Source organism: Streptomyces sp. NPDC048644 (genome assembly GCF_043199105.1).
GTDB lineage: Bacteria > Actinomycetota > Actinomycetes > Streptomycetales > Streptomycetaceae > Streptomyces.
In genome coordinates, this window is record NZ_JBICVO010000002.1 from 675,233 (window position 1) to 698,411 (window position 23,179).

The window sequence follows — 23,179 nt, forward strand, 5'->3', positions numbered from 1 at the left end:
CCTGTGCGCCCCTCCAGCGGGTGCTGCGGTTCGGTGTGGGTGGCCTTCTTCAGCCCTGGCCGGCCGCGCGGCCAACTCGGCGGCCAGGGCGGGCGCTCGGAGGTTTCCCTACTCGCTCTTCCGGTACACGGTGACGTGCCCCGGGTGCGGGAAGGGCTCGCCGTCCCACCCCGTCCGGCGCTCTTCCCGCGTCAGACCGGCCATGCGCGCCATGAGGTCGAGCTCGGATGGCCAGGCGTAGCGGAAGGACATCGGGTAGAAGCGCGACCCCGACGTGGACAGAACGACTTGCTGACGGTTGACCCGTTGCTCGTCCGCATCGTGGAGGCTCATCAGGAGGACCGCCTCGTCGTCGCCGAGGTGCATGGTGTCGGTCCAGTTCTCACGGCCGTACTGATCGACGTCCAGAACGAAGGTCTGGAGCACGAAGGCACCTCCGTCCTTCAGCCGGTCGGCCACGTTCTGGAAGCAGCGCAGCTGTTCTTCCTGCGTGAGGAGCAGGAAGAAGCTGTGGTACACGCAATAGACCAGGCTGAATTCGCCCTCGACCGGCACATCGGCGAAGTCCCCCAGGACGACGTCAAGTTCGGCGCCGCCCGGCTTGGCGCGCAGCTGCTCCAGCATTTTCGGGGACGATTCGATACCCGTGACCGGTACGCCGGACCTGGCCAGGGCCAGTGCCACCCGGCCCGTCCCGATACCGAGTTCGAGTGCCGGGCCGCCGTCGGCGACCTTGGCGAGGAAGGCACTGGCTGCCTCCTCGTCGTCACCGGCGGCCCACGGCGTCGCGTCGTAGGCTTCCATCCGGTCCCATGCGGCGGGGCTGTCGAATGCCTTCACTGCTGTGTCTCCTTCCGGGTGTGCGCCGCCCCTTCGGGAGAACGCAGCGTGGTCCCTACCTCGTCGATGTGGCGTCGGCACTCCTCATCGGTCCCGCTGAAGCCCTCCGGGCGCCACCCTTCGGGCAGCGGCCGGCCGCTGTCATGGACCGAGTACTGCTCCTCGTCGTTGACCACGACGTCGTATGTGGTCACGGAAGTCTCCTGGGGCACTTCCGACCTCTTTCTCCGGACGGCGAACAGGCCCACTCCGGCCAGGGGAATGAGCGCCAGCGTCAGTACGCCGGACAGGGCGAGGCCGCCGCGGCTACCGACCGCGTCGATCATCGGGCCGCCCGCCGCCAGGCCCAGCGGGGCCGCGAGCGTGGAGCCCGCCACCCAGAGGGTGACCACGGGCTGCTGCTCGTCGGGGCCGAGTTCGGACTGGATGAAGCTGAACGCGACGGGGATGAAAGGCGCCCACACCAGACCGCCCAGCGCGAAGACCACCATGGCGACGGGCAGGTTCCCCGCGGCGGAGAGCGCCAGCGGACACAGGCCCCACAGGGCGATGATGGCGATCAGCACCACGCGTTCCGGCACCCGGCGCACGTAGTTGGTGGCGAGCGCTCCCAGGAACGCGCCCGCCCCGAAGGCGCCCCAGGCGAGCCCCAGACCCGCGCTTCCGGAGTCCAGCGGGCCGCGGACCAGCAGTGGGAGCGCCACTTCCACGGGCATGTAGAAGAAATTGAAGAAGAAGATGACGGCGAAGAGCCTTGCCAGCAGCGGCCTGCTGCGCAGAATCTGCCAGCCCGCGGCAGGGGCGGCGTCGGCCTCCGCATCCTCCTGCTGCGGCGCCGGCACCCACAGCGCCACGACGACGAGCAGCACCACCGAGCCGAGCGCATCGAAGCTCAGCGCCGCCGCAGGACCCCAGACCGCCACCAGCAGGCCGCCGATCACGGGCCCGACGACGAACAGCGCGAAGTTGCTGTTGACGCCGAGCAGTCCGTTGACGGCGAACAGGTCCTCCTTGTCCACCATGCCGGTCGCCAGGAGGCGGCGGCTGCTGGTCCCGGCCAGACGGAAGACGGAGCCGACGAGCAGCCCGACGACCAGGACGGGCAGCGTCAGCTCGTCCGTCGCGGAGAGCACGGCCAGCGCGAAGAAGATGACGGGCCGCAGCACACAGTCGACGAGCAGCAGCGCACGGGACGGCAGCCGCAGCCTGCCGAGACCCAGCGCCAGCGCCAGCACGGTGGACAGCACGAACGGCGCGGTCTCGACCACGGAGATCGCGACGGCGGGGGCGAGCGACCCGTGGATGCGCAGCGTCTGGATGGGCATCGCCACGATCACCGTGCCCATCCCGACCTGCGACAGCAGGTCACCGATGAGCAGCGCCGCGAGGCGCCGGTTGCGCAGCACCTCCCGGTAGGAGCGGCTGACCGGCTCCTCGGTGTCCACCGGCTTCTCAGTCATGGGCCGCCACCGTGCCCGCCTCGATCGCGGACGGTGTGAAGGACAGGTCGGCGACCCGCAGTACGTCCGGATCGAGCCGGGCCCACAGCGCGCCGCTCGCCGCCGTGGACTCGCTGAGGGCGAACCTGGCGTCCCACCGTGACTCGTCAGGGCCCAGGTACCGCACGAGCTTGCGGCGGGCCCGCGCGGTGTCGAACGCGACCGTCCGCCCGCGCCCGGATGCCACCACCTGCCGCGTCAGTCCGGTGCCCGGGTCGCAGACGTCGACCACCAGCTCGAAGGCGGGATTGCGGGCCAAGCGGTCGGGCAGCCGGGACCAGGACCCGGTGAACACCCAGAACGACTCGTCTTCCCACAGGTACCAGACCGGCCGCACGACCGGACCGTCCGTGGCGAGACGGGCCACCAGTGGCTGCGCCAGGAATGCGGGGACGTCGAAGGGCGCGTCGGTCAGCGGACCGAACGAACTCCCGCGCCGCGTGGCCTTCCACGTTCGCTTCACCCGGCCGCTCCGCCCTGGCCATCGGCCCACGCCTGGTGGAGGCGGTGCGCGGCTTCCGTCAGCTCGTCCGGGCCGACTCCGGAGAACGAGAGCCGCAGCGTGCCGCGGTCGGGGTCGGCGGCGTAGAAGTCGGTACCCGGCACGTACGAGACCCGGTGGGCGAGGGCGCCGGTGAGCAGGTCCTCGGCGTTCGTCGTGCCGGCGAAGCGGGCCCAGACGAAGAAGCCGCCGCCGGGCACGTCGAAGTCCAGCGCGTCGCCGAAGTACCGGCGAAGACCCGCGACCAGGGCGTCCCGCCGCTGTGCGTAGAGCGATCGGGCCGCCTTGATGCGCGCGTCCGCGAAGCCGGGACGGGTGACGAGTTCCAGTACGGCACGTTCGATGAATCCCGAATTGCCCAGGTCGGATGCCTGTTTGAACATCCCGATGACCGGAGCCAGTTCGGCTGGCGCGGTCACATGGCCCAGGCGGGCGGCGGGGAACAGGACCTTCGAGAAGCTCTCCAGCCTCAGCACCCGGTCCGACAAGGACGCGAGTGCGGGGAGGGTGTCGCCGTCGTGCGCGTCGTAGCGGAGTTCTCCGTAGGGATCGTCCTCGACGATGAAGAAGCCGTAGTGGTCGGCGAGTTCGGCCAGGCGTTGCCGTTGCACCAGGGACAGCGTGGCGCCGGTCGGGTTCGCGAAGTTGGATACGACGTACAGGAACCGTGGACGCAGTCCGCGCTGCAACGCGGCGCTCAGCTCGTCGAGTTGCGGGTCGTCGGCCAAGGGGACCGGTACGAGGTCCGCCTCGAACAGCCGGAAGACCTGGAGGGCCCCGATGTAGGACGGCCGGTCCACGACGATGACGTCGCCTGGATCGATCAGCGTCTTGCAGATCAGGTCCAGCGCCTGCTGCGAACCGTGCGTCAGGGTCACGTGTTCGGGCCGGCCGGTGATGCCCAGGCGGGTGGCGTTGCGGGAGACGATCCACTCGCGCAGGTCGGCCAGCCCGGCCGTATCGCCGTACTGCAAGGCGTCCGGGTCGTCCCTGAGCAGCCGGCTCGTCACCTCCTGGACGTCGGCGTTCGGGAACAGCTCCCGGGCGGGGCTGCCCGCGGCCAGCGGAATGATCCCAGGGGCCTCCGCGAGCCTCAGGACCGATCCGATCGCGGAGGAACGCAACCGTGATGTCCTCGATGCCAGGGGCACGGCTCCACCCCGGTGCTGATCGGGCTTCACTCGGCTTTCTCCCTCTCTGTTGCGGCGACTAGCGTGAGGAACTCGCCGAAGGACTCGGCCTCGGCAACCATGCGGGGCGGGACGCGCCGTTCGAGGCCGGTGCTCAGCCGCGTGGCGATGCGCACCGCCTCCAGGGAGCGCCCACCCAGCGCGAAGAAGTCGTCGAGGTCGTCCAAGGGGTCGGTCTCCTCGATACCCAGGATCTCGCGCCAGACCTGCTCGGCCGCCTGGCGTATCCGGGCGGGCACCTCCACAGCGGCCGGCGCTGCGGGCGGGGGCGCGTCCCGGGCGGGCCGCGAGGCCGTCGTGGCCCGCGTCGCGAACCGCGGCAGTTCGTCGTAGTGCACCTCCGTGCCGGAGGCCAGGTGCTCGGCCGCGCTCAGCACGGCGTCGGCGATCCGGCCCGCGTCGTCGGCCGTGATGAGGTCCGCGTCGTACTCGAAGCGGGCCAGGATCCGCTCGTCCGTCTCGTCCCAGGAGACCATCAGGTCGCACCGGGGGCCGCGGCTCGGCAGCCAACGAGCCGTCCACGTCCGACCGGTCCCGTCCTGGACAGGCGCGGTCGAGCTGAAGCTGTTGAACAGCACGCTCTCGAAGGGCGAGGTCCCGGTGTGGCGGGTCCTCGCCGCTGTGACGAGGTGTTCCAGCGGTACGTGCCGGTGCGTCCAGGACTCCACACAACTGCGCCGCACCTCCTCCAGGAACACCCGGCGCGACGCGCCCTCGGGAGGCGTCACCACGAGCGGCGCCGTGTTGGTGAAGTAACCGATCTGCCCTGCCGCCTCTTGGGGGCGTACGGACATCGGCGCGGAGACCAGGACCGGGCGCGGCGCGGGACCGCTGCGCAGGGCGGCCGTCAGGCAGGCGATCCCCATCATGAACGTCGTGCATCCGGCCGCTGCCGCCTCGGCGCGCAGTCGTTGCCGCACCGGCGGGGGGATCTCGCGGTGGATCACGCCGCTGCGCCGCCCGCCGCGATCCGGTGTCCCGTCATCGGCAGGCACCGACCGGGCAAGGGCTCCGGCGGGCACGTCATCGAACCTGTCCGCCCAGCGATCCGCGTCGGCCCGGTGCTGCGCGTCGGCCTCGCGGGCCCGTACCGTCCGCACCACGTCGGCGTACGACGGCGTGGGGTCGCCTGCGGCCTGCGGGGCGAGCGCCCCGCCGCCGGCCGCCGCGTACGCGTCCGCCAGCCCGTTGAGCAGCACCGCCATCGAGCCGCCGTCCCAGACCAGGTGGTGCACGACGAGGGCGAGCGTGGCGCGCACGTCCGAGACCCGGTAGAGCCGCGTGCGCAGCAGGGGCGCCCGCCCCAGGTCGAAGGGGACGAGCAGTCCGTCCCGCACCACGGTGTCCAGCAGGCCGTCGGGCCCGTCCTGGCTCTCCGGGTACGGCACCTCCTCCAGCGGCACCTCGACAGCGGACGGCGGTCGCACCACCTGCACCGGCCCGGAACGGCCCACCACGAAGGCGGTGCGCAGGGAGTCCTGGGAACGGACCACGGTGTTGATCGCGGTGCGCAGGGCCGCGGTGTCCAACGGCCCTTCGATGTCGATCGCCACGGTCTCGGTGTACGCGAGGGTGCCGGCGATCAGCTGCTCGCGGAGCCACAGTCCGCGCTGTGCCCCGCTGAGTGGCAGGACCAGCGGTGCGTCGCGGGTGGGGGCACCGTTCAGGTGCCCAGCCAGCTCCCGTCGGCGTGCGCTCGTCGGTGCGGTGTTCCCCCTCGTCATGTGCCCTCTGTCCGGTCGATGACCGTGAGCAGGTCCTCGACCTCGTCGTCGCTGAGTGTGTCCAGCCAGTCCGTGGTGGCCGCCTCGTCCGCCGCCGTCGGCCCCGGTGGCGGCGGCACGTCAGGTGGGGCGGGGCGGCCGGCGGCGGGAAGGCGGAGCGCGGCGGCGATACGCCGGGGGGTGCGTTCCTCGAACAGCACGGCGGCGGGCACCTCGACGCGGAACTGCCCGGTGAGCGCGGTCATGAGCCGGGCCACTCCGAGTGAGTCGCCGCCCAGAGCGAAGAAGTCGTCGTCGCGGCCCACCCGTTCGGCGCCCAGCAGGGTGCCGAACGCCTCGGCCACGGCGCGTTCCCCGGCGCCTGACGCCGCCGCGTACGTGTCGGTGATGACGTTGTCAGGACCGGGCTCCGGCAGTGCCGCACGGTCCGTCTTGCCGCTCAGCAGCGTCGGCAGGGCGGCGAGCCGGACGAAGGTCTTGGGCACGGTCGACGGATGCAGCCGTTCGGCCAGGAAGCCCCTGAGTTCGTGCACCGGAGGGGCGTCGTCCGCGCCGCAGACCACGTACGCGATGACCGCGTCGGACCGTACCCGGACCGCGGCGGCGTCGATCGCGGGGTGCTCCAGGAGGGCGGCCTCCACTTCGGCGGGGTTGAGGCGCACACCCCGGGTCTTCTTCTCGCCGTCATTGCGTCCGACGTACCGGATTTGCCCGTCCGCGCCGCGGCGCACCAGGTCGCCGGTGCGGTACATCCGCTGCCCCCGGCCGGCGAACGGGTCAGGCAGGAACGTCGCCGCGGTCAGTCCCGGACGCCCCAGGTAGCCGCGGGCGAGCCCGATGCCGCCGATGTACAACTCCCCCGTCTCGCCGTCCGGTACGGGGTGCCAGGCGTCGTCCAGCACGTGGGCTTGGGTGCCGTCGATCACGTCGCCGATCGGCGGCAGTTCGTCCACGGCTCCACGCGAGGTCAACGGGGCGACCAGGCGCACTCCCGACGTCTCCGTGATGCCGTAGGAGTTGACCACGTCGAAGGGCACATCGCCCGGCCATGAGCGCAGTTGCTCGCCTCCGGTGATCAGCACGCGTAAGGCGGTGTCATCGGGCCAGGGCAGCGCCATCAACTGCTCGCCCAGGCGGGTCACCACGACGCTCCAGGTCACGCCTGACTCCAGGAGCCACGTCCGGACCGCTTCGGCGTCCCATTCCGTGCTCTCCTCGGCGATCGCGACGGCCGCTCCGGCACCGAGCGGCGACCACAGCTCCCACCGGGTGATGGCGAACCCGGGCGACGACAGCCAGCTGCCCACCGTGTCGAACGGGGCGAAGCGGTAGGTCTCGGCCGTCCACACCGCTTCGTTGACGATTCCCGAGTGCGGGACACCGACGGCTTTGGGTTCACCGCTGGAGCCGGAGGTGAAGAAGACGTAGGCGATCCGCTCCGGCTCGGGAGCATCGGCGAACCACCGGTGACCGCCTCCCGCCGCGGTCTCCGGCAGGACGCGGCAGCCGGGGCCGATCGACAACTGCGCACCGGAGAGCGCCAGCAGCCGTTCGGCACGTTGCGAGGGGAGCAGCGGATCGACGGGCACACACGCGCCACCGCGCTTCCAGATGGCAAGGGTCGCCACGACCTGGTCGACACAGCGCGGCAGCCGGACGGCCACGGTGGTGCCTGGCCCGACGCCGTGCTCTCCCAGGATCCGGGCCAGGCCCGACGCCTTGGCGTCGAGTTCGGCGTAATTGAGCGTCTCCCCCGTGCTGATCAGGGCGGTCGCACGAGGATATGTGCGGGCCATCAGCTCGACGCGGCCGTGCGTGGTCGACGGCCGGGTTGACGTCACCGGACTGTGGGTCATGGTTCTGGGACCGCCTGTCGTCGTGATCAGTCCTGGCCGGCTTCTTCGGGGCCGATCGATGCCAGGTCGGGCAGGACCTTCTCCCCCAACAGCCGTACGGTACGCAGCGCTTCGGGCTGGGTGATCGATCCGTAGCGGCAGTGGAGGCTGATCTCAGCCCCCGGGTAGAGGTCGTGGATGCGACGCAGCGCGGCTCCCACCTCGGCCACCCCGCCGATCACGACGTTGTCCGCCGCCATCAGGTCGGAGAGCTTGGTGCTGCGGGCCGACGCTTCCATGCGCTCGTACCCCGGGTACTGCGCGGAGGCGTTGCCCCGCCAGCTGCTGTACGCCTCGATCTGCTTGTCGCGGTAGACCTCGTAGTGTTCCTCGGCCCGCTCGACCGCCTCGGCGTGGCTCTCCGCGACGTAGGCGTGGTAGCTGACGTGCAGACGGTGGGTCCGGGAGTGACCGTGCTCGACCCTGGCCCGCCGGTAGCTGTCCAGCAGACCCGTCAGCTTCTCGTGGCTCGCCACCACCGGCATGACCATGAGGTGATAGCCGTGGCGTCCCGCCCAGACGAAGGTCTCGGGTGACGTCGTGGCCGCGATGAACACCGGCGGGGCGGGCTGCTGGGCCGGCCGGGGCAGGATCGGAGGGAGCGGGCCGAAGCGGTGGAAGCGTCCCTCCCAACGGAAGCCGGAGTCCGTCCACAGACGATGGATGGCTTCGACGTTTTCCTCAAGAAGCGCCCGGCTGTCGTCCATGTCCACGCCGAACGCGGCGAACTCCGAAGGGAGGAAGGCCCGTCCGAAGCCGGCGTCCAGTCGGCCGTGCGAGAGGTTGTCCAAAACCAGTAGGGACGAGGCCAGTTTGATCGGATGGGTGAACGCCGGAGTCACGGCGCCGGTCACCAGCCGCACCCGGCGCGTGTGCCTGGCCATGGCCGACAGGAGGGCCACCGGGTCGGGACTGTAGCCTCCCCACTCGTGAAAGTGGTGCTCGACCATCTTCACGTGGTGGAAACCGAGTTCGTCCGCCTCCGCGCCCAGTTCCAGGCATTCGTCGTAGAACTGGTCGGCCGCCGCCTCCGCGGGCCCGACCGTGGGCAGGAAGTTGATGCCTAGCTTCATCCGGTTCGCTTCCTCTCTCCGGCGGACAGCGTCAGCGCCGTTGGCACGTCGTCTCGTACAAGTTCCGGTACTGCTTGTCCGCGAACTCCAGCTTGGCCAGCGCGCGTCCGGTATCCACCGCGACATCGTGCGGGATCAGCAGCGGTTCGGACGCCGATGCCTCGGCCATGAGCTGGGACTGGGCGGCGCGTTCCATCACGATGAAGAGCCACACCGCTTCGCCGATGCTGCGCCCACCGGTGAGGAAGCCGTGGTTCTGCATGATGACCGCGGTGCCGTCGCCCATCGTCTTGACGACTTCCTTGCCTTCCCTGCGGGCGTTGACCAGGCCGAGGAACTGTCCGTAGACGCTGTGCCGCTGGTACAGGACGCAGGCGTCCTGGGTGATGGGGTCGAGGCGGCGGCCGAGAGAGGACCACGTCTTGCCGTACATGGAGTGCGTGTGCGCGAAAGCGGTCAGATCCGGGCGGCTGCGGTGCAGTTCACCGTGCAGCGGGTCCACCGAGGGGTTGAGAGCGCCGGTCCCGCGCAGGACGGTGCCTTCGGAGCCGACGAGCAACAGGTCATCGGGCGTCACGTGATGGAAGTCAAGACCGAACGGGTTGACCCAGTAGGCGTTGTCGTCCTCCGGATCCCTGACGCTCACATGGCCGGCGAGACCTTCGCTGTAGCCGAGGGCTGCAAGGAGGTGGATCGCCTCCACCAGGGACTGTCGCACCTGGTCCTGAGCCGGGACGACGGCCGCGTCCGGGGAGGCGGCCGGCGGTGTGGAAGTAGGCATGCCACTCCTTACATCACGTTGCAGGGGCGTCGTAGACGCAGCGGAAGCCCACCTCGTTGTGGCGGTCCGTCAGCAGGTCTTTCCCGCGGTAGAAGGTGGACAGGCACACCGGGGGCGAGGTCCAGGTGCCGCCGCGCAGCACATGGAATGCCTCCGGGCGGTTCATGAATTCCTGGTTGGACCGCCCCCGGAAGAAGGGAGCCATGTCCTCCCTGGTGAAGAAGTTGGTCCGGGTCATCTCCCAGACGTTTCCTGCCATGTTCAGCAGTCCGTACGGGCTGGCACCTTGCGGGTAGGAATCAGCCGGTGCCACCGGGTCTTCGGGCCAGCTCACCGTCGTGGAAACCAGCAGCTCCTCCAGCTCTGCCAGATCCTTGATGTCGTCCTTCCGGTAAGCGGCGAAGACGCTCTGAGCCCTTTCATTGCTCCAGGTGTCACCCCAGGGGTACACCCGCCCGTCCGTACCGCGTGCCGCCTTCTCCCATTGGTTTTCCGAAGGCAGTCGCCCTCCGGCCCACCGGGCAAATGCATAGGCGTCGTACCAGTCGACTCCCACGACCGGGTGGTCGGGATGGTTGAAACGCAGGTCATGCCAATGGGCCGGGGTGTAGTCTTTGCCTTCGGGTTCATCCGGATGAGAGAATTCACGGCTCTCTCCGACCTCCGCGAGGAAAGCAGAATACCGGCGATTCGTCACCGCGGTCCGGTCGATGTAGTAGGCCGGCAGCTCCTCCGTCCGCAGCGGATTGTCGGTGTTGTCCATCTGGAACGGGCCGATCTCCAGCACTCGGGCTCCCGCGATGAACGGCCCGGCCGGAATGAGGACCGCATCGCTCAGATCAGGCTCTCTCGCCGCCGCTGCCACTGTGGCGTGGAGGTCGGCAAAGTGCTCGTTCTCCAGCGTGCGCAACTCTTGGAAGTCGGTCGACTGAAAGAAGTTGAGCAGCCCGTTTTTGGTGAAGGCGGCACCGCAGCCGACAGGCTTGCGCGCATAGGCCGGCTTGGTGAAGTTGCTGGGCCAGCCGGAGATGCGGATCATGTGCGGCACGGCCTCTGCAATGCGGTGCTGACCTGCGACTTTGATGGCGGTGAAGGCAACCCAGTCCACATCGTCGTGAATCGCCTCGCTGATCGCCTCGCGGGCCTCCGCGTGTTCGATGAAGCGCTCCGCCAGGGTCTGCACGGCCAGCCGCCGCACATTCCAGTCAGCGTGCCCCACGGCCCACTCGCGCAGTTCCTGGACGGACAGATCGGAGGCCGCCGCGCCGGTCAGCGCCTTCTCGATTTTCGCTATTCTGTCGCGGTACTCCTGGCCACCGAGAGACCTCAGGAGCGCTCCATCCACAAGCTCGTGCAGCATTACCCCAGCCTATTGTTGTCACGGTCTGCCGGATGAGTGCCGGGTGAACACAAGGATCACCCGGCACTCACTTATCTGCTGGCGGCGACTACCACTTCGTCGCGGCCTCACCCGATTCGCGCGATGCCAGGAAGTCTTCGGCGGTCATGTCTGGTCACCTCCTTCACTACTAGAGGGAGCAACTGACAAGCCGTGGATGGTTTCCACGGCCGCTCGTGTGGCCGGCCAGAGCTTGAGCCGGCCATTCCAGGGAAACGCGAAGGCATGCCGCAGAACGAGCGGCGTCGGAGGGTTCCAGACGCAGCGGATACCTTCAGCGTAGAAGTTTTCAAGGAATGTACAGCGATAAGTGAGACTCATTGAAGGTCGGAGATCAACTGTACGATGAACTGATCGTAGAGCATGAATTAGCGCGCATCCAGACCCCACCTCAGAGAAACATCATCTGGCCGAAACAGTTCCCCTACCGACCAGTTCCCGTGGCTAAATATGGGTTTAGAAGGCGTCCCCACGACCCCGGATCCCCGGTATTTGCCCGGCTCATCCGGACTTGGGTCAGTTGATCGTCGGCATAGGCGGTGAGCCTCAAGAACAGGCACACACCACTCCCCGTTGATCATAGAGTTCTCCACACTCCAAGATCCACAAAGATGCCGTGTGCGTCGCGCCACCTCCGCCTCACCGCTCCCGTTCGCCCCGGCCTCCCCCACAAGCCCTGCGTAAGGGGCCCACACGGCATCAAGTACGCAGCCCGGTCACCGAGTTCACCTCGCGTACCGCACCGTTCACCTCGGGCACCGATCCACACGGAGCCGGCAAAAACCGGCCGCCTTCGGCCTGCCCCACCACGCGCCCCCGGGCTGGACCCCGCGCAGCGCGCCGAGGCGCCTCGATCCGGCCAAGATCGGCACGGTCGTCGTCGCCCACCTACGCGATCACCGCCGCGAGATCGTCCCCGAGGACGGGCACATCGAGGCCGGCGCCGTGCGCACAGTGCCGCACCCGGCCGGACAAACGGCCCAAGGGACGGTCACCAAACCTGAGTCGGCCCCCGGATGCTGCCGAGGCCGTCGGCTCGCTGATCGGTGTTGCTCAGCCTGCCGGTCCCGCCACCATGGGCGCCCGTACCGCCGGTTCGAGCAGCGACAATGTCCGCTGCTGCGCGTCCAGGCCGACGTGGATGCCGACCGGCATCGGCAGATTCGGGCCGGCATGTCCGAACTCGACGTTGCCCAGGACGGGGATGTCACGGTCGCCGAGTACGTCGAGGACTATCTCGGGGAGAGTCGGGGACGCGTCGGGCGCACCGAGCCCGCCGATCTCGCGCGGAACGCCCACGACCATGCCGGAGATCCGGTCGAGGATGCCGCAGTGCCGCAGTACCTGCAGATAGCTCCACACATGCGAGGCGTGGCCACCCATCTCGTCCCAGAACAGCACCGCGCCGTCGAACCGTTCGAGCGGCAGCGCGTAACGCGTCGCCTGCGCCAGCACGATGCGATTGAGCACCCCGCCGATCAGCCGGCCTTCGGCGCGACCGGCACGCCAGCACTCCCACGACGGGCCGGCAGGCAGCGCACCGATCGCCTCCGCGCCGGTCAGCAGCGTCGAGTAGAGCGTCTCAAGTTCCGCTCTACGAGCTGCGGGTGCGGTCTGCCACGCCTCTCCGAGCCCGGGGGTGGCCAAGTCGGCGTGGAATCCGACCAGACCTGTGCGCGCATGGAGCACCAGATGCAGCAGCGAGATGTCGCTGTAGCCGAGGATCGGCTTGGGATCGGCAGTGATCGCCTCGACGTCGATCAGGTCGAGGTAACCGAGCACCGTCTGGCCGCCGTCATGCGCGATGATCGCGCGCACCTCAGGATCACGCAGAAGACCGTTGAACTCCTCGGCAATCTCCGCCGGCGGAGCAGCGCTCCACCAATGGTGCCGCCCTGCTTCGAGCAGCGGCGCCCGGCGCACACGGAATCCCATCCGCTCGAGCACGGCCACCGACCGGTCGAGTCCGGGTACCTGATCGATTTCGAGCGGCCCGGACAGCGAGGCGATGACGACGAGATCTCCGGGCGCCAGGGCGCGAGGACGAAGCGGTTGAGGCAGTGCGGCACGGGTCACCGGCGCAGTATCCCGGCACCCGTGACAACCCGCTACACATTTACCGATCGACCCCTGGTGCCCTGTTGGCGCTGTCGTGCAGCGCCTTCACCGGTGCCGCGCGCCCCGTCGTTGCCCTGCGCGCCGACCCGGTGAGTACCCAATTCCCATCCGCCTACGCCCAGTTCAGCGCCCTGTGCGTCCGGTGCCCGCATGGATGACCGGCTGCCGCATCCACGCGGCTTCGTCTGCTGCAGGCAGCTCAGGGGCACTGCGGCAGATGACGTACCGGCCGGGCGCCGACACCGAGGGGTGGTCTTCCAGTGCGGCGACGAAGGAGCGGTGAATGCTCTCCGGGGTCGCCCGGGGATCCCCGCTCCGGACATACGCCACCAACTCCTCCCCCGCCCCGGAATCGACAGCGAAGAGGGCCGCGTCCGTACTGCCCGTCACCTGACGCAGGACTTCCGATGCCTCCTCCATATCAACCCAGCACTGGTCGATGAGCTTCCAGCCGTCGCCCCGTTCCGGTCGTGGCAAGCCGATGATGTCCGGGAGTTCCGCGCAGCGCACCTCGCGGTCGACCGCCGTGATGAGGAGCGCCTCCAGGCCACGCAGCAGCTGCTTGATCTCCACGGTGGAGAGGAAGGCGGTGTCCGCCATGATGTGAAATATGTCGTCGCCACCTGGCACGTTCGGGCCCGCGTCCAGGAAGAATGTGGCGTTCTTCCGCTCCCAACTGCCGTTCACGTACACGGTGGACTTCTCGGCAAGCTTGCGGAGTTCCGCGCCGGAAAGCCCCGTACCGGCTCCCGGGCGTTTGAGGTACCGGCGGTCGTTGATGAATGCTTCGAAGAGGTCGGTGTAGACACCGCGTTCGTGGTTCCGACGTGCTACGCGCTCGTACAGCTCGACGGGGTCACACTGCGCATTCATGATGGTGTCTATGGCCGTGTTCCCGACGTCCCGGATGACTTCCGTGAATCCGCGGTGCCCGATCGGAACCGCCATGAGGGAGTTCCCCAGCGCAATGCCCACCATGTTGCTGAAGTCCTCGACGAATCGATTATTGCTCACCGTCTTGAGGAGGACGTTGCTGTTTCCGGTCACGGAACTCAGCACCGCCGCGGTCGCTGCGGCCAGTACGGCGGGGTTGGTGACGCGGTAGCGGCCCGCAAGGATGTTCAGCGACTCGGAGATCGCCTCCGAATTCATGGACACATTCACATAGCGCGGCTGGGCGGGTTCCCTTCGGCGATAGGAGAACATGCGCGCAGGTGTCGCCCGCAGTGCGGTCTCCCAGTAGCCGAGCGTGCTCTCGGACTGCCGGATCCCCTCCCTCGTCGCCTCGTACGCAGCTCGGTCCAGCGGTTGGTACGCCGCGCCGCGCCGCGCCGCGGACTCGGCGCCCTCCGCCACGATTCGGTGGAATTCATCCTCAAGTATGCGCTCGCCCACCCCATCGATAGTGATGTGGGAGATGACGAACAGGACCCGGTTCGGCGAGCCGTCGACCTCGACCACTGCGGCCCTCGTAGGCCATTCTTCGGGGAAGTTGAAAGAAATGTCGTGATGGATGTCGAGCCATTCACGTGCCACCGCATCGACATCGGCTGAACCGGGTGACAGGATCTCGACCGACAGGGCGCCTTCCGCGGTCACCTCCTGCATCGGTTCCCCGCCGTCGGAGACGGTGAAACGCGTCCGCAGCGCCTCATGGCGTTGCACGAGAGCGCCCAAGGCATCCAAGATGTCTTGCGTGGAATGCCTTTCGGGGATCTTGAATTGCAGAGCCTGATTGTAGAAGTGATCCTCCGGCTTGAGCCATTGCGTGTCGTTCCACAGAAGGCGCTGCGCCCACGTCAGACGCCGGGTGTCGCGACGGCAGCCGGAAAAGCGGATCTCTTCCACCCGGGATGGTTGCACGGTGCTCTCCTTTTCGCGCGATTCTCCGCCTCGACCTGCCTCGTCCAGCCGGTCGTCACCGCCCTGGCAGAGCAGTGTCCGGAGAGGTCGGTCACCGCGCTCACCCGTCACCGCGGTCGATGCAGCGCGCCCACGGTCACACCGCTCCGGGCGCCGAGCGCACACTCGCCGTCCGACCGTTCATCGCCGTTCCGGAGGTCAGGCACCGTCGTGATCGTTTCTGGCGCCTCACCAGTTCCCTGTTGCCCACCCGTTTCCTTCTTGCCCACCCGTTGCGCTTCCAAAACAGGGCGGTCCGCCTGCCGGACGGCGGTCCGGCACCCCGACTGACGTACCGTCATCTCGCCGCATCCCAGCGGCAATCGCCGTTCGGCGCGCGTCCGGATACGGACCGCGGCCCGCTGTTCAGGCGTGGGCGCCGTCCGCCGTGCCGTCGGGCAGGGTGACGGCGATCCGGTCGGCTGCGATGGCCTGCGCGAGGGAGAGGCGGTCGTACGCGAGGTCGGCGCAGGTCGCGGTGTCCATTTCGAGCCGGGCGTCCGGGTGTTCGGCGGGGCCCTCGCGGTAGCCGGGCGCTTCGCCGTCGAGGGTGAGGTGGAAGGTGCCTTCGTCGAGGACGACGTCCAGCACGCCGGGACCGCCGGCGAAGTGGTCGGCGATGCGGGTCATGAGCGGTACGGCGAACCAGTGGGCGCGTACCGCGTCGGTGGGGCGCGGGCTGCCGAGGTCGGGCGCGCCCCAGTCGGCGAGTGCGGTGAGCGCCGGCAGCAACGCCCGGCCGCGCCCGGTGAGTTCGTAGACGAAGGCGGCGCCCGGCGGGGCGAGTCTGCGGCGGGTGACCAGTGCGTCGCGCTCCATGTCCTTGAGGCGGGAGGCGAGCATGTCCGTGCTGACGCCGGGCAGGTCGGCGTGGAGTTCGGTGTAGCGGCGGGCTCCGCCCAGCAGTTCCCGGACGATCAGGAGCGTCCAGCGGTCGCCGACGGCGTCCAGGGCTCGGGCGACGGCGCAGTACTGGTCATAACTTCGGCGCGGCATGACACCAGCATAGACAATCGGTTGGACTTTCCAAGTGGCAACTTGGTAAAACCAAGTACGGTGAGGGATACGGAAGCCGCCGCGCCGCGGTGGGTGAGGAACCGGGAGGCCGCCGCATGCAGTTCAAGCAGTCGAGCAAGATGGCCGACGTCTGTTACGAGATCCGTGGGCCGGTGATCGAGCACGCCGACGCGCTGGAGGAGGCGGGTCACAGCGTGCTCCGTCTGAACACCGGGAATCCGGCGCTGTTCGGCTTCGATGCGCCCGAGGAGATCCTCCAGGACGTGATCCGCAACCTCTCCCGTGCGCACGGCTACACCGAGTCGCGCGGCATCCTCCCCGCGCGCCGGGCGGTGGCCCAGCACTACCAGCGCAATGGCCTCCCCGATGTCGGCGTCGACGACATCTACCTCGGCAACGGCGTATCGGAACTCATCTCGATGGCGGTCCAGGCCCTTCTGGACGACGGTGACGAAGTCCTCATCCCGGCCCCCGACTTCCCGCTGTGGACGGCGGTCACCACCCTCGCCGGCGGCACCGCGGTGCACTACATGTGCGACGAGTCGGCCGACTGGCTGCCCGACCTCGACGACCTCGCGTCGAAGATCACCGACCGGACCCGCGCGATGGTCATCATCAACCCCAACAACCCCACCGGCGCGGTCTACCCCCGCGAGCTGCTGGAGGGCATGCTCGACCTCGCCAGGCGGCATCAGCTGATGGTGTTCGCCGACGAGATCTACGACCGGATCCTGTACGACGGCGAGGTGCACCACCACGCCGCGGTGCTCGCCCCCGATCTGGTGTGCCTGACCTTCAGCGGGCTCTCCAAGGCGTACCGCGTCGCCGGATTCCGCTCCGGCTGGCTGGTCGTCTCCGGGCCCAAGCAGCACGCCGCCGACTACCTGGAGGGCCTGAGCACCCTCGCCTCGATGCGACTGTGCCCGAACGCGCCCGCGCAGTACGCCGTCCAGGCCGCGCTCGGCGGCCGGCAGAGCATCGAGGGCCTGGTCCTGCCGGGCGGCCGGCTGCGCGAGCAGCGCGACGTGGTCTGGGAGCGGCTGAATGAGATCCCTGGTGTCTCCTGCGTCAAGCCCAAGGGCGCGCTGTACGCCTTCCCCCGGCTCGACCCGGCCGTGCACAAGATCCACGACGACGAGAAGTTCGTGCTCGACCTGCTGCTGCGGGAGAAGATCCAGGTCGTCCAGGGCACCGGATTCAACTGGCCGCGCCCGGACCACTTCCGCATCCTGACCCTTCCGCACGCGGACGACCTGGACGCGGCGATCGGCCGGATCGGCCGCTTTCTCGCCGGCTACCGGCAGTGACGGACGGCCCCGGCCCCGCGCCGCCGCGCCGTCGGTCCGCGCCCCGCGCTTGGCCGGTTCCGCCCGGCGGCACGGGGCGCGGACGCGGGTGACGACGGCCTGCCGTCACCCGCGCATCACCTCCTCACTCGAATGGACGTACGACTCCGAGTGAGCTGCCCTCCCCCGGAGCCGCCAGCTTCCGCGGCCGGTACCCGCCCCTCGTCACCGGCGGAGCGCCGACGCCCTTGAGCGCATCGGCCGCAGCCGCTTAGGTGGAGGACGGCAAGCCTGCCGCCACTCCGGAGGGGAGAGGGAACCCATGCCCGTACGGCCTGCGGTGACGGAAGCGGAACTCGAAGCCCACCTGCACGGAATATGCTTCAAGACGGGTCCGCCCCGGCTCATCGGCGTCGAGATCGAGTGGCTGGTGCACGATGCGCGCACCCCCCGATGTCCGGTCGAACCGTCCCGGCTGCACGCCGCAGCCGACGCGCTGCGCGCCCTCCCCCTGGAGTCCCTCCTCACCTTCGAACCCGGTGGCCAGCTGGAGCTCAGCTCGCTGCCCGCGACGTCGCTGACGTCCTGCATCACGTCCGTCGCCGCCGACCTCGCGCAGGTCAGGCCCGCCATGCTGGAGCGGGGCCTGGGCCTGGCCGGGCACGGCCACAATCCCTGGCACGCCCCGAGCCGAGTGCTGTCCGAACCGCGCTACGACGCCATGGAGGCGTACTTCGACCGCTGGGGATCGGCCGGCCGCTCCATGATGTGCGCGACCGCTTCGGTGCAGGTGTGCCTGGACGCAGGGCACGAGGAGCCGGGGCCGCTCGGGCTCGGCAGGCGCTGGCTGATGGCGCATCTGCTGGGCGCGGTGCTGACCGCCGCCTTCGCCAACTCGCCGACCAGCGAGGGCTGTCCCACGGGCTACCGCACGACCCGGCAGGCCGTCTGGTCCCAGCTCGACCCGGCCCGCACCCTCGCGCCGCCGCTGGACGGCGAGCCGCGCGACGCCTGGGCGCGCTACGTCCTGGACGCGCCGGTGATGTGCATCAGGTCAGGTGAGGGGGCCTGGGACACTCCCGACGGCCTCACCTTCCGCGACTGGGTCCGTACGGGCGGCCCCAGGCCCCCGACGCTGGAGGACCTCGACTACCACGTCACCACCCTCTTCCCGCCGGTCAGGCCGCGCGGCCATCTGGAACTGCGCATGATCGACGCGCAGGCGGGCGACGCCGGGTGGGTCGTGCCGCTGGCCGTCACGGCCGCCCTGTTCGACGATCCGGAGGCCGCCGAGCGTGCCTACCGCATCGTCAAACCCCTTGCGGAGACGGCGGGTTCACGGCCCGCGCCGCGCAATCCGCTGTGGCGCAGGGCCGCCCGCGGCGGGCTGAGCGACCCGGAGCTGCACGCCGCGGCGCTGGCGTGTTTCACCGCCGCGCAGGACGCGCTGCCGCGGCTCGGCGCCTCGCCCGGAGTCCTGGCGGCGGTCGCGGAGTTCACCGACCGCTATGTGGCCCGCGGACGCTGTCCCGCCGACGACCACCTCGACGCCCTGTACGCCGCGGAGACCTCAGGCGCCCCGCAGGGCGGGCGGCCGGACGCCGATCCTGCGGACGCCCTGGACCTGTCCGGATTCCTGGGCATGGGCGGCGCGGGGCACCCGCAGGACAGCACAGGCAGCGCTGCCGAGGCCGACCTCACCCCTGGGAAGGACAGCCCGTGACCTACGACCCCGAGTCGCTGCGCGCCCGTGCGGCCACCGCGCTGCTCGCCGCCCGCGACCGTACGCACCTGCTGACCACCTGCGTCGACGAGCCGGAACTCATCGCGCAGCACTCCCCCCTCATGTCGCCTCTGGTGTGGGACCTGGCGCACATCGGCAACCAAGAGGAGCAGTGGCTGCTGCGCACCGTCGGCGGGCGGGAGGCGCTGCGCCCGGACATCGACTCCGTCTACGACGCCTTCGAGCACCCGCGCGCCACCCGCCCCTCGCTGCCGCTGCTCGATCCGGCCGAGGCACACGGCTATGTCTCCGAGGTCCGCGGCCGGGTCCTGGACGTGCTGGAGCGCAGCGCGCTGCGCGGCGGGCCGCTGCTGGACGCCGCCTTCGCCTTCGGCATGATCGCCCAGCACGAGCAGCAGCACGACGAGACGATGCTCATCACGCACCAGCTGCGCAGCGGCCCCGCCGCGCTGACCGCCCCGCCGCCGCCCGTCACGTCGGACGGCATCCTGCCCGCCGAAGTCCTGGTGCCCGGCGGCCTGTTCACGATGGGCACGTCCACGGAACCCTGGGCCCTGGACAACGAACGGCCCGCGCACCGCCGCATGGTGCACGCCTTCCTCATCGACACCGCGCCCGTCAGCAACGGCGCCTACCTGCGCTTCATCGAGGACGGCGGCTACGACGAGCCGCGCTGGTGGTCGGCGGACGGCTGGGCGCAGGTACGCGAACAGGGGCTGCGGGCCCCGCTGTTCTGGCGCCGGGAGGGCAGCAGCTGGCTGCGCCGCAGGTTCGGGGTGACGGAAGAGGTGGTGCCCGACGAGCCGGTGGTACACGTGAGCTGGTACGAGGCGGACGCGTACGCGCGCTGGGCGGGGCGGCGGCTGCCCACCGAGGCCGAGTGGGAGAAGGCCGCCCGTCACGACCCGGTGGCCGACAGGTCGCTGCGCTACCCGTGGGGCGACGAGGACCCGACGCCGTCCCACGCCAATCTGGGGCAGCGGCACCTGCGGCCCGCCCTCGTCGGCAGCTATCCGGACGGCCGGTCGCCGCTGGGGGTCGGCCAGTTGATCGGCGACGTGTGGGAGTGGACGGCCGGCGACTTCCTGCCCTATCCGGGGTTCGCCGCCTTTCCCTACCGGGAGTACTCGGAGGTGTTCTTCGGCGGCCCGTACAAGGTGCTGCGCGGCGGCTCCTTCGCGGTGGACCCGGTGGCCTGCCGGGGCACCTTCCGCAACTGGGACCTGCCGGTCAGGCGGCAGATCTTCACCGGATTCCGCACCGCACGGGACGCCGGCGTCCCGTCGGACGCATGAGCCCGGCACTCGCGGCCCCGGACGACGCACACCGGAAGGGGCGGTAGCCGATGTGCCGTCACATCGCCTATCTGGGGCCGGACGTCCCCATCGGCCAGGTGCTCCTTGAGCCCCCTTACGGGCTGTACCGGCAGTCGTGGGCGCCGCGCCACCAGCGGCACGGGACGGTCAACGCCGACGGGTTCGGCGTCGGCTGGTACGCGCCGGGCGACCCGGTGCCCGCCCGCTACCGGCGGGCCGGTCCGATCTGGGCGGACGAATGTCTGCCCGGCATCGCGCGGGTGGTCCGCACCGGCGCGCTGCTGGGCGCCGTCCGCGATGCGACCGAGTCGGGGGCTGACGCCGAGGCAGCCGCCGCACCGTTCGCCGGCGGGCACCACCTGTTCAGCCACAACGGCGCGGTGCGCGGCTGGCCCGATTCGCTGGCCCCGCTCACCTCCGCGCTGCCGCCCGCCGAGCTGCTGCGGCTGGCGGCCCGGTGCGACGCGGCGTTCTGCTGGGCGCTGGTCCTACACCGGCTGGCCGTCGGAGACGACCAGGGCCGGGCGCTGGCGCACACGGTCGCCGCGGTGGCCGAGGCCGCGCCCGGATCCCGGCTCACCTTCCTGATGACCGACGGCACCAGCATCGCCGCCACCACCTGGGGCGACACCCTCTTCCACCTGTCGATCCCCGGAGGCGGCACGGTCGTCGCCTCCGAGCCGTACGACGACTCCCCCCACTGGACGGAGGTGCCCGACCGCACGCTGCTGCGCGCCACCCGCACCGAAGTCCGCCTCACCCCGCTTGAGGAGCCCGCACCGTGAGCCCCTTCTCCCTCACCCGCACCCTGCCCCCCGATGCCACCACGGCCGCCCTGCGCGCCGACGTGTCCCAGGGCCTGACCCGCACGCCCAAGCAGCTGCCGCCGAAGTGGTTCTACGACGCACGGGGCAGCGAGCTGTTCGACGAGATCACCCGGCTGCCTGCCTACTACCCGACCCGCGCGGAACGGGAGATCCTGCTGGCCCGCGCCGACCGGATCGCGGCGGTCACCGGCGCCCGCACCCTGATCGAGCTGGGCTCCGGCTCGTCCGACAAGACCCGTCACCTCATCGACGCGCTGACCGGGCTGCACTCCTACGTACCGGTCGACGTCAGCGGGTCCGCGCTGGAATCGGCGGGCCTGGCGCTGCTCGCCGACCATCCCCGGCTCGCTGTGCACGCGCTGGTCGCCGACTTCCAGCAGGGCATGACGCTGCCGCCGACGCCCGGACCGCGGCTGCTGGCCTTCCTCGGCGGCACCATCGGTAATCTGCTGCCGGCCGAGCGCGCGGTGTTCCTGCGCACGGTGCACGGCCTGCTCTCCCCCGGTGACGCGCTGCTCCTGGGCACCGATCTGGTCAAGGACGAGGAGACGCTGGTCGCCGCGTACGACGACCCGGACGGGGTGACGGCCGCCTTCAACAAGAACGTGCTGCTGGTCATCAACCGCGAGTTGGGCGCCGATTTCGATCCGGCGGACTTCGCGCACGTCGCGGTGTGGAACGCCGATGACGCCTGGATCGAGATGCGGCTGCGGGCCCGCCGTGAACTGACCGTGAAGATCCCGGCGCTGGACCTCGCGGTGCCGTTCGCCGCGGGCGAGGAGGTGCGCACCGAGGTCTCCGCCAAGTTCCGTGCGGACGGTGTACGGGCCGAACTGGCCGCCGCCGGGCTCGACTTGGCGCACTGGTGGACGGACGACGCCGGGCGGTTCGCCCTGTCGCTCGCGGTACGCCGCTGATCTGACGGGCCGGCGCACGGCCCGCCTCATCCGGGGAACGCCCCGCGCGGCATCCGGCCGGTGTGACCCGTCGGGTTGTGCCGGGCGGGTGCCGCGGCATCCGCCCGTATGGTTCGATGCTTCGATCACACGTGCGTATCGGCGGCGCGCTGCGGGCGCGGCCGGTACTCGTCCAGGGGCAGGGGTAGCGGTATGGGGACGAGGCTGGACCGGCGGGGTTTCCTCAGAGGGGCGGCCGGGCTTTCGGCTGCCGGTGTGCTGGCGGGAGTGGGCGGCGGGTTCCCGGCGTCGGCGGCCGAGCGCCGTACGGCCACGGTGTCCGCGCTCGACTGGATGTCGGCGGTCGGCGACGCGACCCCCGTGCAGCGGCTCAGCATCCCCGGAACCCACGACTCCGGCGCCCGGCACGGCGGCCCCTGGGTCGCCTGCCAGAACACCGCGGTCGACGCGCAACTGGCCTCCGGCATCCGCTTCCTCGACGTACGCTGCCGGGCCATCGACGACGTCTTCGCCATCCATCACGGCGCCTTCTACCAGGAGATGATGTTCGGCGACGTGCTCAACGCGTGCCGGGACTTCCTGCGGGCGCACCCGTCCGAGACGGTGCTGATGCGGGTCAAGCAGGAGTACTCCGAGGTCGCCGCCGATGAGTTCCGCCGGATCTTCGACATCTACCTGGACGACAAGGGCTACCGCTCGCTGTTCCGGCTGGACGGCGGGCTGCCCGCGCTGGGCGAGGCCAGGGGCAGGGTCGTACTGCTCGCGGACTCCGACGGAATGCCGGGGGTGCGCTACGCCGCCCCGGAGCTGTTCGACATCCAGGACGACTACATGGCCGAGCCGTTCGGGAAGTGGCCTAAGGTCGAGGCGCAGTTCCGCAAGGCCGTCGCCGAACCGAGCAAGCTGTTCGTCAACTACGTCAGCACCGCCGCCCTGCTCCCGCCCCGCTCCAACGCGGACCGGCTCAACCCGCAGGTCAAGAGCCTGCTGGAGGGATCGGACGGCAGCGGCTGGCAGGGCCTCGGCATCGTGCCGATGGACTTCCCGAACGAGTTCGGCCTGGCCGAGACGCTGATCCGGCACAACGTCGGCGCGGCACTGGCCTGACCGGCGGGCGCGTCGCGCGCGGCTCGCCAACTCCGGGCCGCG

18 protein-coding genes are annotated in these 23,179 nt (G+C 70.0%); 6 read left to right on the forward strand and 12 right to left on the reverse strand.

Translation table 11 applies throughout. From position 1 onward, the window contains the following. Positions 1 to 108 precede the first annotated feature (108 nt). The 12 genes from ACGFNI_RS07165 to ACGFNI_RS07220 form a co-directional block, all read right to left on the reverse strand. Complete coding sequence (locus ACGFNI_RS07165; RefSeq protein WP_393681369.1) at positions 109 to 840, reverse strand: class I SAM-dependent methyltransferase; 732 nt, start codon at positions 838 to 840, stop codon at positions 109 to 111. Continuing rightward, a complete protein-coding gene (locus ACGFNI_RS07170) occupies positions 837 to 2,300 on the reverse strand; it encodes an MFS transporter (RefSeq protein WP_393681370.1) in 1,464 nt (487 codons plus the stop codon). Before ACGFNI_RS07170 ends, ACGFNI_RS07165 begins: the two co-directional genes overlap by 4 nt. After that, positions 2,293 to 2,802 (reverse strand): pyridoxamine 5'-phosphate oxidase family protein, encoded by a 510-nt coding sequence (locus tag ACGFNI_RS07175; protein ID WP_393681371.1) that lies wholly within the window; start codon positions 2,800 to 2,802, stop codon positions 2,293 to 2,295. The genes ACGFNI_RS07170 and ACGFNI_RS07175 overlap by 8 nt, the downstream gene beginning before the upstream one ends. Next, a complete protein-coding gene (locus ACGFNI_RS07180) occupies positions 2,799 to 3,965 on the reverse strand; it encodes a PLP-dependent aminotransferase family protein (protein WP_393681372.1) in 1,167 nt (388 codons plus the stop codon). The genes ACGFNI_RS07175 and ACGFNI_RS07180 overlap by 4 nt, the downstream gene beginning before the upstream one ends. A gap of 53 nt (positions 3,966 to 4,018) precedes the next feature. Then, positions 4,019 to 5,755 carry a condensation domain-containing protein gene (locus tag ACGFNI_RS07185; RefSeq protein WP_393681373.1) on the reverse strand — a complete coding sequence of 579 codons (1,737 nt, stop codon included), beginning with the start codon at positions 5,753 to 5,755 and terminating at the stop codon, positions 4,019 to 4,021. Next, on the reverse strand, positions 5,752 to 7,596 hold the full coding sequence (locus ACGFNI_RS07190; protein ID WP_393681374.1) for a non-ribosomal peptide synthetase: 1,845 nt from the start codon (positions 7,594 to 7,596) through the stop codon (positions 5,752 to 5,754). Before ACGFNI_RS07190 ends, ACGFNI_RS07185 begins: the two co-directional genes overlap by 4 nt. Before the next feature lie 41 nt (positions 7,597 to 7,637). After that, positions 7,638 to 8,723: an LLM class flavin-dependent oxidoreductase gene (locus ACGFNI_RS07195; RefSeq protein ID WP_393681375.1), complete on the reverse strand. Its 1,086-nt coding sequence runs from the start codon at positions 8,721 to 8,723 to the stop codon at positions 7,638 to 7,640. Positions 8,724 to 8,754: 31 nt separating this feature from the next. Then, positions 8,755 to 9,504 carry a class II aldolase/adducin family protein gene (locus ACGFNI_RS07200; RefSeq protein WP_393681376.1) on the reverse strand — a complete coding sequence of 250 codons (750 nt, stop codon included), beginning with the start codon at positions 9,502 to 9,504 and terminating at the stop codon, positions 8,755 to 8,757. A gap of 13 nt (positions 9,505 to 9,517) precedes the next feature. Continuing rightward, positions 9,518 to 10,864, reverse strand: a complete 1,347-nt coding sequence (locus ACGFNI_RS07205; RefSeq protein WP_393681377.1) for an SUMF1/EgtB/PvdO family nonheme iron enzyme — start codon at positions 10,862 to 10,864, stop codon at positions 9,518 to 9,520. 1,092 nt (positions 10,865 to 11,956) lie between these two features. Continuing rightward, the gene (locus tag ACGFNI_RS07210; protein WP_393681378.1) at positions 11,957 to 12,979 is read right to left on the reverse strand and encodes an LD-carboxypeptidase; all 1,023 of its coding nucleotides are present in this window, start codon (positions 12,977 to 12,979) and stop codon (positions 11,957 to 11,959) included. A gap of 165 nt (positions 12,980 to 13,144) precedes the next feature. After that, positions 13,145 to 14,884, reverse strand: coding sequence for a condensation domain-containing protein (locus ACGFNI_RS07215; RefSeq protein ID WP_393681380.1), 1,740 nt, complete (start codon positions 14,882 to 14,884; stop codon positions 13,145 to 13,147). Positions 14,885 to 15,289: 405 nt separating this feature from the next. Beyond that, on the reverse strand, positions 15,290 to 15,919 hold the full coding sequence (locus tag ACGFNI_RS07220; protein ID WP_393681382.1) for a winged helix-turn-helix transcriptional regulator: 630 nt from the start codon (positions 15,917 to 15,919) through the stop codon (positions 15,290 to 15,292). A 116-nt stretch (positions 15,920 to 16,035) separates the two neighbouring features. Between ACGFNI_RS07220 and ACGFNI_RS07225 the strand changes: the two genes are divergently transcribed. The 6 genes from ACGFNI_RS07225 (at position 16,036) to ACGFNI_RS07250 (ending at position 23,137) form a co-directional block, all read left to right on the forward strand. Continuing rightward, on the forward strand, positions 16,036 to 17,247 hold the full coding sequence (locus ACGFNI_RS07225; RefSeq protein ID WP_393681383.1) for a pyridoxal phosphate-dependent aminotransferase: 1,212 nt from the start codon (positions 16,036 to 16,038) through the stop codon (positions 17,245 to 17,247). A gap of 301 nt (positions 17,248 to 17,548) precedes the next feature. Then, positions 17,549 to 18,949: an ergothioneine biosynthesis glutamate--cysteine ligase EgtA gene (egtA, locus tag ACGFNI_RS07230; protein ID WP_393681385.1), complete on the forward strand. Its 1,401-nt coding sequence runs from the start codon at positions 17,549 to 17,551 to the stop codon at positions 18,947 to 18,949. Beyond that, complete coding sequence (gene egtB, locus ACGFNI_RS07235) at positions 18,946 to 20,265, forward strand: ergothioneine biosynthesis protein EgtB (RefSeq protein WP_393681386.1); 1,320 nt, start codon at positions 18,946 to 18,948, stop codon at positions 20,263 to 20,265. Before egtA ends, egtB begins: the two co-directional genes overlap by 4 nt. Before the next feature lie 50 nt (positions 20,266 to 20,315). After that, positions 20,316 to 21,071 carry an ergothioneine biosynthesis protein EgtC gene (egtC, locus tag ACGFNI_RS07240; RefSeq protein WP_393681387.1) on the forward strand — a complete coding sequence of 252 codons (756 nt, stop codon included), beginning with the start codon at positions 20,316 to 20,318 and terminating at the stop codon, positions 21,069 to 21,071. Next, positions 21,068 to 22,030, forward strand: a complete 963-nt coding sequence (gene egtD / locus ACGFNI_RS07245) for an L-histidine N(alpha)-methyltransferase (protein WP_393681388.1) — start codon at positions 21,068 to 21,070, stop codon at positions 22,028 to 22,030. Before egtC ends, egtD begins: the two co-directional genes overlap by 4 nt. Positions 22,031 to 22,222: 192 nt before the next feature. After that, a complete protein-coding gene (locus tag ACGFNI_RS07250) occupies positions 22,223 to 23,137 on the forward strand; it encodes a phosphatidylinositol-specific phospholipase C (protein WP_393681390.1) in 915 nt (304 codons plus the stop codon). Positions 23,138 to 23,179: the final 42 nt, after the last annotated feature.

What these genes read in the sequence shown, in the direction of transcription:
- ACGFNI_RS07170 (WP_393681370.1), bottom strand. Translation starts at nt 2,300, where the DNA reads ATGACTGAGAAGCCGGTGGACACCGAGGAGCCGGTCAGCCGCTCCTAC.
- ACGFNI_RS07185 (WP_393681373.1), bottom strand. Translation starts at nt 5,755, where the DNA reads ATGACGAGGGGGAACACCGCACCGACGAGCGCACGCCGACGGGAGCTG.
- ACGFNI_RS07195 (WP_393681375.1), bottom strand. Translation starts at nt 8,723, where the DNA reads ATGAAGCTAGGCATCAACTTCCTGCCCACGGTCGGGCCCGCGGAGGCG.
- ACGFNI_RS07200 (WP_393681376.1), bottom strand. Translation starts at nt 9,504, where the DNA reads ATGCCTACTTCCACACCGCCGGCCGCCTCCCCGGACGCGGCCGTCGTC.
- ACGFNI_RS07205 (WP_393681377.1), bottom strand. Translation starts at nt 10,864, where the DNA reads ATGCTGCACGAGCTTGTGGATGGAGCGCTCCTGAGGTCTCTCGGTGGC.
- ACGFNI_RS07220 (WP_393681382.1), bottom strand. Translation starts at nt 15,919, where the DNA reads ATGCCGCGCCGAAGTTATGACCAGTACTGCGCCGTCGCCCGAGCCCTG.
- ACGFNI_RS07225 (WP_393681383.1), top strand. Translation starts at nt 16,036, where the DNA reads ATGCAGTTCAAGCAGTCGAGCAAGATGGCCGACGTCTGTTACGAGATC.
- egtA (WP_393681385.1), top strand. Translation starts at nt 17,549, where the DNA reads ATGCCCGTACGGCCTGCGGTGACGGAAGCGGAACTCGAAGCCCACCTG.
- egtC (WP_393681387.1), top strand. Translation starts at nt 20,316, where the DNA reads ATGTGCCGTCACATCGCCTATCTGGGGCCGGACGTCCCCATCGGCCAG.
- ACGFNI_RS07250 (WP_393681390.1), top strand. Translation starts at nt 22,223, where the DNA reads ATGGGGACGAGGCTGGACCGGCGGGGTTTCCTCAGAGGGGCGGCCGGG.